The 16,208-nt window shown below is 71.7% G+C and carries 11 protein-coding genes; 6 read left to right on the top strand and 5 right to left on the bottom strand.

Translation table 11 applies throughout. The features are described from left to right. Window position 1 precedes the first annotated feature (1 nt). From AB0H21_RS21800 to AB0H21_RS21790, 3 genes are all read left to right on the top strand, one after another. Window positions 2-1,237 (top strand): protein kinase, encoded by a 1,236-nt coding sequence (locus AB0H21_RS21800; protein ID WP_358519253.1) that lies wholly within the window; start codon window positions 2-4, stop codon window positions 1,235-1,237. Between the two features lie 42 nt (window positions 1,238-1,279). Next, entirely contained in the window at window positions 1,280-4,201 is a 2,922-nt protein-coding gene (locus AB0H21_RS21795; protein WP_358519250.1) for a protein kinase, read from the top strand. Window positions 4,202-4,316: 115 nt separating this feature from the next. After that, window positions 4,317-5,753 (top strand): class II fumarate hydratase, encoded by a 1,437-nt coding sequence (locus tag AB0H21_RS21790; RefSeq protein WP_358519247.1) that lies wholly within the window; start codon window positions 4,317-4,319, stop codon window positions 5,751-5,753. On the opposite strand, the gene AB0H21_RS21785 is transcribed toward AB0H21_RS21790, so the two are convergent. Next, window positions 5,726-7,723, bottom strand: coding sequence for a glycosyltransferase family 2 protein (locus tag AB0H21_RS21785; protein ID WP_358519245.1), 1,998 nt, complete (start codon window positions 7,721-7,723; stop codon window positions 5,726-5,728). The genes AB0H21_RS21790 and AB0H21_RS21785 overlap by 28 nt on opposite strands. Before the next feature lie 126 nt (window positions 7,724-7,849). After that, window positions 7,850-8,587, bottom strand: coding sequence for a lytic transglycosylase domain-containing protein (locus tag AB0H21_RS21780; protein ID WP_358519242.1), 738 nt, complete (start codon window positions 8,585-8,587; stop codon window positions 7,850-7,852). Between the two features lie 286 nt (window positions 8,588-8,873). On the opposite strand from AB0H21_RS21780, the gene AB0H21_RS21775 reads away from it, so the two are divergent. From AB0H21_RS21775 to AB0H21_RS21765, 3 genes are read left to right on the top strand one after another with little or no spacing between them, the layout of a single operon-like run. Further along, window positions 8,874-9,548, top strand: coding sequence for a response regulator transcription factor (locus AB0H21_RS21775; protein WP_358519241.1), 675 nt, complete (start codon window positions 8,874-8,876; stop codon window positions 9,546-9,548). Next, window positions 9,545-10,981 (top strand): ATP-binding protein, encoded by a 1,437-nt coding sequence (locus AB0H21_RS21770; protein ID WP_358519239.1) that lies wholly within the window; start codon window positions 9,545-9,547, stop codon window positions 10,979-10,981. Before AB0H21_RS21775 ends, AB0H21_RS21770 begins: the two co-directional genes overlap by 4 nt. Then, window positions 10,978-11,532 carry a hypothetical protein gene (locus tag AB0H21_RS21765; protein WP_358519238.1) on the top strand — a complete coding sequence of 185 codons (555 nt, stop codon included), beginning with the start codon at window positions 10,978-10,980 and terminating at the stop codon, window positions 11,530-11,532. Before AB0H21_RS21770 ends, AB0H21_RS21765 begins: the two co-directional genes overlap by 4 nt. 15 nt (window positions 11,533-11,547) lie before the next feature. Here the strand turns inward: AB0H21_RS21765 and AB0H21_RS21760 are convergent, their stop codons facing one another. The 3 genes from AB0H21_RS21760 to AB0H21_RS21750 form a co-directional block, all read right to left on the bottom strand. Then, entirely contained in the window at window positions 11,548-12,819 is a 1,272-nt protein-coding gene (locus AB0H21_RS21760) for a PhoH family protein (protein ID WP_358519816.1), read from the bottom strand. A gap of 300 nt (window positions 12,820-13,119) precedes the next feature. Beyond that, window positions 13,120-13,881 carry an isoprenyl transferase gene (locus AB0H21_RS21755; protein ID WP_358519236.1) on the bottom strand — a complete coding sequence of 254 codons (762 nt, stop codon included), beginning with the start codon at window positions 13,879-13,881 and terminating at the stop codon, window positions 13,120-13,122. A gap of 341 nt (window positions 13,882-14,222) precedes the next feature. Then, window positions 14,223-16,034: a phosphoenolpyruvate carboxykinase (GTP) gene (locus AB0H21_RS21750; RefSeq protein ID WP_358519234.1), complete on the bottom strand. Its 1,812-nt coding sequence runs from the start codon at window positions 16,032-16,034 to the stop codon at window positions 14,223-14,225. Between the last annotated feature and the right edge of the window lie 174 nt (window positions 16,035-16,208).

Genomic DNA, 16,208 nt, shown 5'->3' with positions numbered 1-16,208 from the left:
CATGCGCGCCCCGTCCGGATACGAGCTGGCCTCGCGATACCGGCTTCTCGAGCCCGTGGGGCGTGGCGGCATGGGCACGGTGTGGCGCGCCCACGACGGGCTGCTCGGCCGCGACGTCGCGGTAAAGGAAGTCCGGCTCCCGCTCGTCCTCGACGAAGACCTGCGCGCGGAGCTGTGCGCGAGAACGGAACGCGAGGGCCGGGCGACCGCCATGGTGACCCACCCCTCGGTCATCACGGTCTTCGACGTCATCACCGAGGACGACCGGCCGTGGATCGTCATGGAGCTCCTGCACGCCCGCTCGCTGGAGGAGCTCGTCAAGCAGCAGGGGCCGCTTCCCGCGCGCCGGGTGGCCGAGATCGGCCATCAGGTGCTCGGCGCGCTGCGCGCCGTCCACGCCAAGGGCATCCTGCACCGCGACGTGAAGCCGAGCAACATGCTCGTCACCGAGGACCGCGTGGTGCTCACCGACTTCGGCCTGGCCGCGCTGGAGGGCGACGCGTCCATCACGCAGGCCGGCATCGTCCTCGGCTCGGCCGGGTACATCGCGCCCGAGCGCGTCCTCGGCGACCGCGCGAGCCCGGCGGCCGACCTGTGGTCGCTCGGCGCGACCCTGTACACCGCCGTCGAGGGCCGGGGCCTGCACGGGCGCCGGACTGCCGCGGCGGCGCTGGCCGCGCTCACCAGCGGCGAGCCGATCCCCATGGAGCTGGCGGGGCCGCTGGCGCCCATCCTGCGCGGGCTGCTGCAGATCGACCCCGAGGCCCGGCTGGACGCGATGCGGGCTTCGCTCATGCTCGCGCGCGTCGCGGCGGGCGGGTCTGCCGAGGAGCCCCTGGGCGGCCCGGCCCACCGCACGGCCCCGCACCGGCAGGCCGCCGTCCCGGTCGCGCCGCAGTCCTCGCCTGCCAACGTGTCGCGCCCGCCGCACGGCGCGGCGCCGGCTCCGCGCAAGACGTCCCATCGCGGCCAGCACCGCGCCGACCACCGTACCGACCACCGGCCGGAGCGCCCGCTCGTCGCGCCCACGCCGACCACGCCCTCCGCCGGGCCTGTGCCGATGCCGCGCGCGCCGCGCCGGTCGTCCGAGGGATCGCACCGCAAGCCGCCCGACCCCGCGCTGGGCCGCCGCCGCACTCCGGCGAGCTCCGAGCCGAGCCCGATGAGGCGGCAATTGTCCGCACTTGTGAAGATTCTGCTTCCGCGTCGCCTGTGGCCAAAAAACATGCGTAAGTGAGGCGAAAGCAATTCCCAAGACGGAATCGCTATCTTCTTACTCATGCCGGAACAGCAGACGCGGTTGCTCGCCTCCAGGTACGAGCTGATCGCTCCCCTCGGCCGGGGGACGATGGGCACCGTCTGGCGGGCTCACGACCGCCTCCTCGGCCGCGACGTCGCCGTCAAGGAGATCCGCCACGATCCGGGGCTCAGCGAGCTGCAGCGCGACGAGCTGCGGGAGCGCATGATCCGCGAGGGCCGGGCCGCCGCGAAGATCACCCACCCCTCCGTGGCCACCGTCCACGACGCCATCGTCGTCGACGGCAGCCCCTGGATCATCATGGAGCTCGTCGAGGCCAGATCGCTGGACCAGGTGCTCGACGAGGAGGGACCGCTGCCGCCCCGGCTCGTCGCCGAGATCGGGCTCGACCTGCTCGGAGCGCTCGGCGCCGCCCACGACCAGGGCATCCTGCACCGCGACGTCAAACCCGCCAACGTACTGCTCACCGAGACCGGGCGCGTCGTCCTCACCGACTTCGGCATCGCCAAGGCTGAAGGCGACAGCAACATCACCGAGACCGGCATGGTGATCGGCTCCCCCGGCTACACGGCCCCCGAGCGCGCGCGGGGCGACCACACCGGCCCCGAGTCCGACCTGTGGTCGCTCGGCGCCACCCTGTACTTCGCCGTCGAGGGACGGCCCGCGTACGAACGCCGCACGGTCGGCGAGACGCTCGCCGCCCTGATGACCGAACAGGCCGACCCCGCGACCCAGGCAGGTCCCCTCCGCCCCGTCCTCGAAGCCCTCCTGGAAAAGGACCACACCAAACGCCTGACCCGCGACCGCGCCACCGCCCTCCTCCGCGCCATAGCCCGAACCCCCGCCACCCCCGCACCCTCCACCGACACCCCCACCCCAAAGCCGAAGCCAGCCACCACACCAGCCAAACCACCCTCCACCACAAACCAACCCCCCACCCCACCCGCCCGCCCAGCGAACCCCTCCACCGACTCCGCGAACCCCACCCCCGGTTCAACGAAAACTCCTCCCACCGCAGCCACGGCAAACGCCACCCCCAACCCGGCGGCCCCACCGGCCCACCCCGCGAACCCCACTCCCGCCCCAGCGAAGCCCGCCCCGGCTTCAGCCAGGCCCAGCACCACTTCCGCGAAGCCGGGCCCCGGTTCAACGGAACCTCCTCCCGCCGCAGGCACGGGCCAGAACACCAGCGCCGGCAGGAGGCCGGCTCACCAGTCCATAGGCGTGCCCCCGGTGGGTTCGGGGACCAGGACGCCGGTGGAAGCGGCCAGGGAGGCGGGGAGCGGTACCGCGTGGGAGCCGCGTGCCACGGACGGCTCGGAGGCGGAGCCGGACCCAGACCAGACGATGGTGGTCATCCGTCCCAAGGGCGGACTGCGCATTCCCGGCGTGAACCCCCAGACTCCCCCGAACGGTCCGACCGCCGGTAAGGCTTCCCCCGGCCCCACCCCGCCCGCGCCCCCGGCCGTCGATCGCGCGGCGGACGACGACCGCGACGGTGCCGAGGAGGAGGACGACCAGGCCACAATGGTGGGCCTACTCCCCCCGATCACGGCCATGAGCCCGTCATCGGGTACGGCCGGGAGCACTCCGTCCCGCACGGCCGAGCCCTTCTCGCCGCCGGGGACCGCCGGGGCGGCGGGGCCGTCGCAGCACGTCGCGACCCCGCACGGACGTCCGGCAGGTTCTTCCGGCCGTCCCGAAGCCGACGGTCGTACGGCCGCGTCCGTCCCGGCCTCGTCGGCCTCGGACGCGTCCGTCTCGGACGCGCCCACGCGCCCGCCGTCCCCCGCGCAGGTCAGCGCGCCGTCCAAGCAGATCGGACCGCGCACGTCGACCGCGCCGTCGGACGCCACCCCGCCCACCGGCTTCGCCGCCTCCCAGGCCGATGCGCCGTCCAGAGCAGATGCGCCGTCCAGACCTGTATCCGCCCCCGGGACGCGCACGCCTGCGACGCCGGGCGTCTCCCCGGCGTCGGCGACACCCGCACCGGGCTCGGCGGCCCCCGCATCCGGGATGCCCTACGGAGAAGACCCCCAAGCAGAAGGCGTCCACCAGGAGAGAGGCCTCGGTACCGACCTGTTCTCCTTCCAGCAGACGGCCGCCCCTCGGGGTAACAGCCCGGCGGGGATGATCGTCCTGATCGCCGTGGCCCTGCTCGGCCTGGTGGCCATCGTCATGCTCGCCGTCGCCGCGCTCTCCGACACCGGGGGCGCCAAGGGCTTGGGCCCGCTGGGCACCTCCGGCGACGGCGGTTCCGTCACGGGGCCGAGTACGCCGGGCCTGGCGACCGACACCGAACCCGTCAGCGCCTCGGCCCCCGAAGGACGACCCGCCCCGGGCACGGCTCCCGACGGGCGGCCGATCTCGGGCACGGCCCCCGAGGTGCGACTCGCCCCGGGCGCTGCTTCCGTGGAGCAGCCCACCCCGGGCGCGGCTTCCGTGGAGCAGCCCACCCCGAGCACGGCCCCCGCCGCCGGCTTCCGCCGCTACGAGGACCTGAGCGGCTACGCCATCGACCTGCCGGAGGAGTTCCAGAGCACGGTCAAGGGCCGCAGCGTCGGCTTCGGCGCCCACGGCGACGTCCGCGCGGCGCGGGTCAGCCGCTCGCCGGAGAGCAGCGCCGACATCCTGAACACGGCCAAAGCGGCGGAGGCACGCGCGCTCGCGGCGGGCACGTATCCGGGGTACGAGCGGCTGCGCCTGACCATGAAGCGCCCGACGCCGTACCCGGGGACGGACGTGGCCGACTGGGAGTTCACCTACACCGCCGCCTCGGGCCCGGTCCGCGTGCTGTCGCGCTGGGTGGCGGTGCCCGGCGGCTCGACGTACGCGATCTACTGGTCCACCCCGCAGTCCCGGTGGGACGCGCACTGGCCGCAGCTCGCGGCCGTCCTCGCGTCCTTCCGCCCGGCCCGGGCCGGCGCGCCCGGCGGCTCCTAGAGCAGGCCGGGCTCACCCTCTCCTAGCCAGGATCACCCCATCCGGAAGCTCCTAGAGCAGGCCCAGGCCACCCCGGGTCGGCGCACCTTGGGGCTCTTGGGGCAAGACTGGGGTCATGGAGGATTTCCGGATCGAACATGACTCAATGGGCGACGTGCGCGTCCCGGCGGCGGCCAAGTGGCGGGCGCAGACGCAGCGGGCCGTGGAGAACTTCCCGATATCGGGGCGCGGTCTCGAACCCGCCCACATCGCGGCGCTCGGGCTGATCAAGGCGGTCGCGGCGGAGGTCAACGGCGAGCTGGGCGTGCTGGACGCCGGCATGGCGGAGGCCATCTCGGAGGCCGCTACCGACGTCGCCGAGGGCGAATGGAACGACGAGTTCCCCGTCGACGTCTTCCAGACCGGCTCGGGCACCTCGTCCAACATGAACGCCAACGAGGTGGTCGCCACGCTCGCCGAGGAGCGCCTCGACCGGCCGGTCCACCCGAACGACCACGTCAACGCCTCACAGTCCTCCAACGACGTGTTCCCGACGTCGATCCACGTGGCCGCGATGGTGGACGTGGTATACGAGCTGATCCCGGCGCTCGAACACCTGGCCGTGGCGCTGCGCCAGAAGTCGGACGTGTTCGGCAAGACGGTCAAGGCCGGGCGTACGCACCTCATGGACGCGACGCCGGTGACGCTCGGCCAGGAGTTCGGCGGCTACGCGACCCAGGTCGAGAACGGCATCGCGCGCCTGCGCGCGACGCTGCCCCGGCTGGCCGAGCTGCCCCTGGGCGGGACGGCGGTCGGGACGGGCATCAACACCCCGCCCGGCTTCGCGCGGCAGGTCATCGAGAAGCTCCGGGAGGCCACCGGGCTGCCGTTCACCGAGGCCAGGGACCACTTCGAGGCCCAGGGCGCCCGGGACGCGCTGGTCGAGCTGTCCGGGCAGCTCCGCGTGGTCGCGGTCTCTCTCAACAAGATCGCCAACGACCTGCGGTGGATGGGCTCGGGCCCGCGCGCCGGTCTCGGCGAGCTGAACCTGCCCGACCTCCAGCCCGGCTCGTCGATCATGCCGGGCAAGGTGAACCCGGTGATCCCCGAGGCCGTGTGCATGGTGGCGGCCCAGGTGATCGGCAACGACGCGGCCGTCACGTTCGCGGGCGCGTCCGGCTCCTTCGAGCTGAACGTGATGATGCCGGTCATCGCCCGCAACGTGCTGGAGTCCACGCGGCTGCTCGCGGCGGTGTCCCGGCTGCTGGCCGACAAGTGCGTCCACCGTCTCACGGCCAACACCGAGCGCCTGCGGGAGTACGCCGAGTCCTCGCCGTCCATCGTGACCCCGCTCAACCGCTACGTGGGGTACGAGGAGGCCGCCGCCATCGCCAAGCAGGCCCTCAAGGAGCGCAAGACCATCAAGCAGGTGGTCATCGAACGCGGCCACCTCGAGAACGGCAAGCTCACCGAAGCCGGGCTCGACGGCCTGCTCGACGTCCTCTCTATGACCACCCCGCCCGAGCCGCCGAAGCCCGAGGACGCTCAGTCCGGTGGAGGGGACGGCAGGTAGCGTTGCTGGAGGGCCTGGGCGAGGCGGAGGGGGTACTTGCCGCCGGGCAGGTGGGACAGCAGTTTGCCGAGCGCGGAGCGGCGGACCGCCAGCGCGGCGGGTTCGCCGGTCGCCTGGATCCTGGCCCGGCCGCGGGCCATCTCCAGGGTGAAGCGCAGGGACGACTCCTTGCCGTCGACGCGCAGGTGGGGCGTCCACAGGCCGTTGCCGAGGTGGCCTTCGCTGGGAAGGCGGCGGACGGGGACCTTGGCGACGAGCTGGCCGGGGAAGCGTCCGGGTACGCCCGGTTCGACCAGGGCGGGCACGGTGATGACCCGTCCCCGGCCGGCGTGCTGCCGCAGCACCAGCTCCGCGGGCGGCCCGCCGCTCGGCGGGACGTACGGGACGGGCAGGACGACGAATACGTTGCCCTCGCGGTGTGTGACCGAGGCGCCGGGCGAGACCAGGACGATGGACTCGGCGAACGAGCGGGGTTCGACGCACACGCTGAGCTCCCGCTGCTCCGACCAGCAGGGGATGACGAGCCTGCGCGGCCGTCCGGCGAGGACGCCGACGCAGCTCAGCTGGGCGCCGCGGCGACCGGCGACGCGGGTGCGTGCCTGCTGGGCGCCGCCGTACATGCGCACGTGCACCTCCCACTCGCCCGAGCGCAGCGGGCGGCCGATCGCGGCGGCGCCGACGTCGAGCCGGGCCCGTCCGACGGCCCAGACGCGCACCCGGTCGCCCTCCCGCGCGCGGCACACCTCGCCGTGGACGGGGATGAAGAAGATCAGCCCGTAGTCCTGGTGGCGGATGTAGACCTCCATGCGGGCGCGGGCGACGGCCTCGGTGACGTCGGCCAGCGGCGCCGGGAGGTCGAGCCCGGCGAGGGGGGGTGTCCAGTACAGGCGGTCGCCGTCGGCCCGGAAGGTGATGGGCGCGCCGTCGGGGCCGAGGAGCTCGACCGCGAGGTCCATGATCAGGGCGTCCTCGTCCCAGCGCACCTCGCGCAGCTCGGCACGGACGGAAATGCCCCTGGACGCGTCGCTGAGGGCCACCAGACGCCCGAGTTCACCGGATCTGACCAGAACTGCCCGGGCACGAAGATGGACCGGGAGATGGCGGTCCAGCTCTTCGGGGAACCGTTCGGCGGTCAGCGCGCGCAGTTCGGCGAAGAGCGCCGCGCGCTGGTCGGAGCGGGCCGACAGCAGGTGCCGTCCCCCGAGAAGGCGCAGCACGCCCGCGCGGAACACGTGCGCGTACAGCCGCTCGCGCTGGTCGCCGGGGTCGCTGTGCGCGTCGACGATGGCGAGGATCGCCCGCAGGCCCGCGGCGTACGCCACCGGGTCGGGCCGGCGCTCGTTCGGCGGGCCGAGGTGGCAGCAGATCTGGTCGGCGAGGATCGCGATGACCTTCGCCGTGAGGTACGCCTCGACGACGAACGCCTGCTCCGACAGCTCGGGCTCGATGTCCGGAAAGCGGATCTCGCGCGCTTCGAGGAAGGCGCGGCGGAACAGCTTGTGCGCGGTGGGCAGCGCGAGCAGACGGTCGCGCAGCACGTCGGCGCGCTCGCGGTTGCGGCTGAAGGCCCGCTGCGGCGGGTTGTCGCCGCGGACGAGCCTGCCGATGAGGATGTCGGCGTCGGCCTCGACGGCCGCGCGGTACATCATCTCCAGCGCGACGCGTTCGAGCCGGTCACGCTGGCCGAGCAGGTAGACGTACTCGCCGCGCGCCACGGCGAGGCCCACGTTGCGGCCGCGCGCCGGCGTCCCGGTGTGCTCCAGGTGCAGGACGCGCACGTTGGGCCGGACGGCGGCGACCGCGTCCAGGCGCTCGCGCGTGCCGTCCCCGGACCGGTCGTCGGCGAAGATGACCTCGTACTCGTCCGACGGCATGGTCTGCTCCAGGAGCGAGCGCACGCACGCGTCGAACGCGTCGTCGTCCGGCCCCGGCTCCGATACCGGTACGACCACGCTGACCTTGACACCCATGTGGGCAAGCGTGCGCCGGACACCCCCGGCGGATGGTCAGGCTTGCCGAAACCTCGAACAACTCTGACCAAGAGTTTCGCGCCCGTCTGGACACCACGCGCGGGCCGGTGGATCAGGGGAAAGGCGTCAGTACCAGCCGGTGGACTGCGAGTGCGCCCAGGCGCCGCAGGGCGACTTGTAGCGGGCCGCGATGTACCCCAGCCCCCAGGCGATCTGCGTGGCCGGGTTGACCTGCCAGTCGCCGCCGGCGCTCGCCATCTTGCTGCCGGGAAGGGCCTGCGGGATGCCGTACGCGCCGCTGCTGCGGTTCATGGCGCGCTCGTTCCAGTGGCTCTCTCTGTCCCAGAGCTTCTCGAGGCAGCCCCATTCGCCCGTCCAGCCCTTGGCGGCGGCCATCTTCTGGCCGATGGCCTTGTTGCTGCCGGGGTCGGGCTTGGAGCCGGGCGGGAACGCCTGCGGGGTGAAGCCGCCGCCTCCCGGAGCCTCCTTGACGATCTTCACCGAGTCCCACTCGGGGCCGTCCTGCTCGCGGGCGTCCTTCATGGCCCGCGCCCGCTGGGCCTGCGCGGCGGCGGCCTTGAGCGCGTCGGTCTTGGCGTCGGGCGCGAACGGGTCGTTGGCCATGCGGGTGAGGTCGTCGAGTGAGAGCGGGTTCGCGGCGGCGGCCTCGTTCTCCTTCATGGTCTTGACCGTGAAGACGCCGAGGGCCGCGACGACCGCGAGGGTCAGCCCGATGCCGGCGACGCGCTTGGGGGTGATCCAGGACCCGCGCGCCGATTTCGGGCGGGCGCGGCCGCGGGGAGGACGGACGTCTGCGTCGTCCCGTCCGCCTCGTTTGTCGCGCAACTGCTGACCTGAGCTCACGGCCTATGAGCTTGCCTTGACTTGGGGGGTACTTCGCAACCGGAACGTGGAAGTTATTTGACCGTTACATGACCTGACTGGCCGGTAACGTGCACTTTTCGCAAATAATGTGACTTACCTCACACCGCCCCCGTGATCCGCCCTCCGGATCCCCGCACCGGAGGGCGGCGGGACGCCGACACATTCCAGGGCCCAGCGTGCATGACGGGTGTCGGGGTCGCGTCGGCACCGCGTCACAGTCCCATGACAGAGAAGGGGATATCGGACTTTCAGCAATAATGTGCGGATGGCCGGCATCCTCCTGGTTGAAGATGACCCCTCCGTCCGTACGGGCCTAGAGCTGGCCCTCACGCGGCAGGGCCACTCCGTCACGGCCTACGCGACCGGGGAAGAGGCCCTGGACCACGTGCGCGCCCGCCGCCCCGAGATCGTCATCCTGGACGTGATGCTGCCCGGCATCGACGGCGTGGAGGTGTGCCGCCGCATCCGCAGGCTCGACTCGCTCCCCATCATCCTGCTCACCGCCCGCGGCGACGACCTCGACGTGGTGGTCGGCCTGGAGGCGGGCGCGGACGACTATGTCGTCAAGCCGGTGGAGCCCCGGGTGCTGGACGCCCGTATCCGCGCCGTCCTGCGCCGTCTGGAGTCCGCCTCCTCCGACCGCATCAGCTTCGGCGACCTGGTGATCGACCGCGGCGCGCTGAAGGTCACCCTCTCCGGCCGCGAGGTGCACCTCACCCCCACCGAGCTGCGGCTGCTGCTCGAACTGGTCCGCCACCCCGGCCAGGTGCTCAACCGCCGGTACCTCCTGCGCGCCGTCTGGGACCACAACCACGTGGCCGACTCGCGGCTGGTCGACGCCTGCGTCCAGCGCATCCGCGCCAAGATCGAACCCGTCCCCGCCGAACCGGTGTACATCCACACCGTCCGCGGATTCGGGTATCGCTTCAGCCCGCCGTGAACATCGGCCGCCGCCGCCCCACGGGACTGCGCGCGCGGCTGGTCATCACCTTCATCCTCGTGGCGGTGACCGCCTCGGCGCTGGTCGCGGGCATCGGGTACCAGCTCGTCCGCCGCGCGCTCCTGGAACGTGCCGAGAACGGCGCCATCTCGGACGTCCGGGACATCCTGCAGCGCATATCGATCCCCATCGGCACCAGCGACCTGCTGTGGCCCGCCTCGGCGGTGTCGGAGAACGACCTCGCCAACCTGGCCGAGTCGCTGGACGGTCCCGACCGGCAGGTGATCCTCAAGTACGGCGACCGCGAGCGGCTCAGCAACGGAACCACGCTCGGCCTGGACGACGTGCCGGTCGAGCTGCGCCTGAAGGCCGCCTCCCGGCTGGTCCACCAGCGGCTGCTGATCCGGAACGAGCCCTGGCTGCTGATCGGCACGCAGGTCCACCGGCTGACCAAGACGGGCGCGGTGCGGCCGACCGGGATGACGGTGTTCGTCTTCGTCTCGCTCAAGGAGGAGGACGGCGTCCTCGCGCGGCTGCGCACCGCGCTCGCCCAGTCGTCCGGGATCACCCTGGCCATCGCGCTGACCGTCGCGCTGGTGTCGGCGCGCAGCGTCCTGCTGCCCGTGCGCAGGCTGGGTGACGCCGCGCGGGCCCTCGGCGCCGGGCGCCTGGACACGCGCCTGCCCGTCCACGGCCGCGACGAGCTGGCCGGGCTGACCGCGACGTTCAACGACACGGCCTCCGCGCTGGAGCAGACGGTGTCGGAGCTGCGCGCGCTGGAGGCGATGTCGCGGCGGTTCGTGGCCGACGTCTCCCACGAGCTGCGCACGCCGCTCACCGCGATGACCGCCGTGACCGACATGCTGACCGAGGAGGCGCAGCGCCTTCCCCCGGACGCCGGCAAGGCCGTGGACATCGTCGTGCGCGAGATCAACCGGCTGCGCGTCCTGGTCGAGCACCTCATCGAGGCGAGCAGGCTGGACTCGGGCACGGCCGTGCTGGTCAGGGAGAACGTGGACGTGGGCGTGGCGCTGGCGGACTGCCTGGAGATCCGCGGCTGGACGGGCCGGGTGCGGCTGGAGGTCGCGCGCGGGCTGTCGTTCTCCCTGGACCCGCGCCGCTTCGACGTGATCGTGGCCAACCTGGTGGGCAACGCCCTCATCCACGGCGCGCCGCCGGTGAGCGTCACCGCGCGGCGCCTGCGCAGCGGGCTGGAGGTCAGGGTGCGCGACCGGGGCCAGGGAATCCCGCGCGAGGCGCTGCCCCACGTCTTCGAGCGGTTCTACAAGGTGGGCGCGGGACGGGCGCGCAGCGAGGGCAGCGGGCTCGGCCTGTCGATCGCCAAGGCCAACGCCGAGCTGCACGGCGGCACGATCCGGGTGGAGCTGTGCGACCCCGGGACCCGCTTCACCGTCTGGATCCCCCACCCATGAGCGCCCGGAGAGCCCTGACGTGCGCCGTCGCGGCGCTGGCCCTGGCCGGGGCGGCGGCCTGCGGGGTGGACCCGACGGGGGTCGACGACGACGGGCCCGCGCCGGTGATCAGCGCCCGGGGCGCGGCGGCGACGATCTACCTGCTGCGGGACGGAAGGCTCGCGCCGAAGAACGTGACCACCGCGTCACCGGCCGTCGAGGATCTGGTCACGGCCCTGTTCGAGGTGGGCAGGCAGCCGGGGGACGGCCTCGGGACGGCGCTGCGGGGCTTCCGGCTGGAGCAGAGCGTCGTCGGCCGGTACGGGGTGGACAGCGGCGTGCGCAACGACCCGGAGAACCCCGTGGGCCTGCGCCTGCACGTGATCGTCAACGGGCCGGGACGGCTCGGCAGGACGGCGATGGCCCAGATCACCTGCACAGCGCGGCTGCGCGAGGAGATCTGGGCCGTGAAGATCACTCAGACGACGCCCAAGGGGCCGCTGGCGCTCGGCGAGCACACCTGCAAGGAGTACCACGATCTCGCGGCCCCCAGCGTGAACCTCCCGCCGTGACGCGGACGCCCCGGCTCAGGGGGTGATGTCCTCCAGCATCTCGGTCACCAGGGCCGCGATCGGCGAGCGCTCGGAGCGGGTCAGCGTGACGTGGGCGAACAGGGGGTGACCCTTGAGCTTCTCCACCACGGCCACCACGCCGTCGTGCCGTCCCACGCGCAGGTTGTCACGCTGGGCGATGTCGTGGGTGAGCACGACGCGCGAGTTGGCGCCGATGCGCGACAGCACGGTGAGCAGGACGCCGCGCTCCAGCGACTGGGCCTCGTCCACGATGACGAACGCGTCGTGCAGCGAGCGACCGCGGATGTGCGTGAGCGGCAGGACCTCCAGCATGCCCCGGTCGAGGACCTCCTCGATCACCTCGGGCGTGGTGACGGCGCCGAGCGTGTCGTACACGGCCTGCGCCCAGGGGCCCATCTTCTCGTTCTCGGTGCCCGGGAGGTAGCCGAGTTCCTGGCCGCCGACCGCGTAGAGGGGGCGGAAGACGATGACCTTGCGGTGCTGGCGGCGCTCCAGGACGGCCTCCAGGCCGGCGCACAGGGCCAGGGCCGACTTGCCGGTGCCCGCGCGCCCGCCGAGGGAGACGATGCCGACCTCGGGGTCCATGAGCAGGTCGAGGGCGATGCGTTGCTCGGCCGAGCGTCCGTGCAGGCCGAACACCTCGCGGTCGCCGCGCACCAGCCGGACGGACTTGTCGGGCAGGACGCGCCCGAGCGCGGAGCCGCGGGCGGACAGCAGGCGCAGGCCTGTGTGGGTGGGCAGCTCGCGGGCCTCTTCGTGCTCCAGATTGCCGTTCTCGAACAGCCCCTCGATGTCATCGGTCGTCACCTGGAGCTCGTGCATGCCGGTCCAGCCGGACTCCACCACCAGGTCGGCGCGGTATTCCTCGGCGGAGAGGCCGATCGAGGCGGCCTTGACCCGCATGGGGAGGTCCTTGGAGACGAGCACGACGTCGCTGCCCTCGGCGGCGAGGGACCGTGCCACGGTCAGGATGCGGGTGTCGTTGTCGCCGAGCCGGAATCCGGCCGGGAGGATCGCGGGATCGCTGTGGTTGAGCTCAACCCTGATGGTGCCGCCCTCGCCGATCGGCATGGGCTCGTCCAGCCTGCCGTGCCGCACCCGCAGATCGTCGAGGAAGCGGAGGGCCTTGCGGGCGAAGTACCCCAGCTCCGGGTGATGGCGCTTGGCCTCCAGCTCGGTGATGACGACGATCGGTAGGACGACTTCGTGTTCGGCGAAGCGGCTCATCGCCGCCGGGTCGGACAGGAGGACAGAGGTGTCCACAATGTAGGTGCGCCTGGACGACGCACCGGATTCGGTGGACGGGTTGCTCGAGGACACTGCCACGCGTTCTCCCCCGGGCGCCAGGATTGAGCGCCCTGCCAGATGAGGTGGTGAACGGACCGGGCCCGGTCGTGCGCACCCGCGAGGCGACGCCGGATACCGGCCCTCCTCGTCGTGTGGCGACGCAAGGCGGACCCTCTCCCGAAGTAGGCCGTATCGAACTGCCTACTGGCTACGGTACGTCGTGAAGTTCTCCGGCCCAACAGCGTGAACGGCTGAGATAGATGTATTTCACCGCGTGTTTCAATTGCCGTACCGTCGGTGCCGCGCGGCATACGAGCGAAGCGCCCGCAAGAAGTCGACCCTGCGGAAGTCAGGCCAGTAGGCCTCGCAGAAGTAGAACTCTGAGTGGGCGCTCTGCCAGAGCATGAAGCCGGAGAGCCGCTGCTCTCCCGAGGTCCGGATGAGGAGATCCGGGTCGGGGAGGCCGCGCGTGTAGAGATGCTCCGCGATGTGCTCGACGTCGAGGACCTCGGCAAGCTCCTCGATGCTCGCGCCCTTGCTGGCGTGCTCCTGGAGGAGGGAGCGCACCGCATCAGCGATCTCACGTCTTCCTCCATACCCAACTGCAACGTTCACAATCAGGCCAGGACGTCGTGATGTCACTTCTTTCGCTTCTTTGAGAATTCTCGCCGTACTGTCGGGCAAGAGGTCCAAAGCGCCCACAGGGTTGATATGCCAGCCGCCGGCGACCCATTCCTGGACGGTGTCCTCGATGATCTCGACGAGCTGGTCGAGCTCCTCCTTGGGGCGGGAGAGGTTGTCGCTGGACAGCAGCCACACCGTGACGATCTCGACGCCCGCCTCGCGGCACCACTCCAGCAGCTCGGAGATCTTGTCCGCGCCCTTCTGGTGGCCGTGGCTGACGTCGCGCAGGCCCATCGCCCGGGCCCAGCGGCGGTTGCCGTCGACGATGACGCCCACATGGCGGGGTATCTGGTCGGAGGACAGCTTCGACTCGAGACGGCGCTCGTACAGCCGGTACACGAGGTCGCGCACGCCCATGGAAGCCTCCCCTTCGCCGCCCGTCCGCATCCGGACGTTGACAACACGCAATTATCACGTGCCCGGGCGCTCGCCCGTCCCCAGCTTCGGCCACCGGACCGCGCGGGGAAGGCGTCTTCACGATGTCTTCACATCGCCGCCACAAAGGTCGCACCGGGAGAGGGAGGCCGGGGTCCGGACCGTGCGGCGCACGCGTGCCGGCTCCGCGCGGACGGCGCGCGGAGCCGCGAACGGGGCGCGGGCGACCCGAGTGGCACGGTCAAGGATGACCTACGCGATGAGGCATAAGAATTACACTAGCCGCCTCATCTCGGACATAACACCCCAAACCTCCCCCGAAATCAGCCCAGCCGGGCGACCAGGGAGCGGTACTCCTCCCACAGCTCCCGGGGCAGGTGGGTTCCGAACGTCTCGAAGAAGTCCGGGATCAGCTCCGCCTCGCGCCGCCACACCTCGCGGTCCACCGACAGCAGCGTCCCGAGCTGCTCCTCGCCGAGGCCGAGGCCCTCGACGTCGAGCGCGCCCTCGGCCGGGAGCAGCCCGATCGGCGTCTCGACGGCGTCCGCCTCGCCGTTCAGGCGCTCGACGACCCACTTCAGCACGCGGATGTTCTCGCCGAAGCCCGGCCACAAGAACCGGCCCGAGGCGTCCTTACGGAACCAGTTCACGTAGTAGAGGCGCGGCAGCTTCTCCGGCGAGGTCATCGTGCCGACCTTGATCCAGTGGCCGAAGTAGTCGCCCATGTTGTAGCCGCAGAACGGCAGCATCGCGAACGGGTCGCGGCGCAGCTCGCCCACCGTGCCCTCGGCGGCGGCGGTCTTCTCCGAGGCGATGTTCGCCCCGAGGAACACCCCGTGCCGCCAGTCGAACGACTCGGTCACCAGCGGGACGGCCGTCGCGCGCCGCCCGCCGAACAGGATCGCCGAGATCGGCACGCCCTTGGGGTCGCGCCACTCGGGGGCGATCGTCGGCGCCTGGGACGCCGGGGTGGTGAAGCGGGCGTTCGGATGAGCGGCGGGCTCGGGCGAGTCCGGGGTCCAGTCGCGCCCGCGCCAGTCGGTGAGGTGCGCCGGCGGCTCGTCGGTGAGGCCCTCCCACCACACGTCGCCGTCGTCGGTCAGCGCGACGTTGGTGAAGATGCTGTTGCCCCACAGCGTCGCGATGGCGTTGGCGTTGGTCGTCTGCCCGGTGCCCGGCGCCACCCCGAAGAAGCCCGCCTCGGGGTTGATGGCGTACAGGCGGCCGTCCTCGCCGAAGCGCATCCAGGCGATGTCGTCGCCGATCGTCTCGACCTTCCAGCCCGGGACCGTCGGGCGCAGCATGGCGAGGTTGGTCTTGCCGCAGGCGGACGGGAAGGCCGCGGCGACGTACCGCGCCGGCCCGGACGGCGGGGTGAGCTTGAGGATGAGCATGTGCTCGGCCATCCAGCCCTCGTCCCGCGCCATCACGCTCGCGATGCGCAGCGCGTAGCACTTCTTGCCGAGCAGCGCGTTGCCGCCGTACCCCGAGCCGTACGACCAGATCTCCCGGGTCTCGGGGAAGTGGCTGATGTACTTCGTCGGGCTGCACGGCCACGACACGTCCCGCTGCCCGGGCGCGAGCGGCGCCCCGACGGAGTGGACGGCGCGGACGAACTCCCCACGTTCCTCGATCAGCCGCTGGGCCTCCTCGCCCATGCGGGTCATGACCCGCATGGAGACGGCGACGTACGGCGAGTCGGTGATCTCGACGCCGAGCTGCGAGATCTCCCCGCCGAGCGGGCCCATGCAGAACGGCACGACGTACATCGTGCGCCCGCGCATGCAGCCGCTGAACAGGTCGTCGAAGGTCGCGCGCATCTCCTTGGGCGAGATCCAGTTGTTCGTCGGCCCGGCATCCTCGGGGTCCTCCGAGCAGATGAACGTGCGGTCCTCGACGCGCGCCACGTCGGAGGGGTCGGAGGCGGCGTAGAAGCTGTTCGGGCGCTTGGTGAGACGGGTGAAGGTGCCCTGCTCGACGAGCAGGTTGGTCAGCCGCGTCCATTCGGCCTCCGAGCCGTCGCACCACTCGACGCGGTCCGGACGGGTCAGTTCGGCGATCTCCCGCACCCACGCGACCAGCTCCGCGCAGGAGGTCGGCGCGGTCGTCTCGATGGAATCAATGGAAACTGCCACTGGGCCGGCTCCTTACTCTTAGGCCAAACATCTTCAACGACGAATCGCCCCGAATCCAATTGGCGTAGACCAGTCGGTGAAACGGAGGTTCAAGCACCCTCAAAAAAGGGAGATCGGTCCCGCGTATTTCACTTTCGTTTTCGCCGCACGAAATTCCAGGGCACCCGCCGTGGC

Origin of the sequence: Sphaerisporangium sp. NPDC051011, assembly GCF_040653595.1 — a bacterium.
Lineage (GTDB): Bacteria > Actinomycetota > Actinomycetes > Streptosporangiales > Streptosporangiaceae > Sphaerisporangium.
Note: the sequence above shows the minus strand (reverse complement) of the source record. Positions and strands in the feature narration are given on the sequence as shown.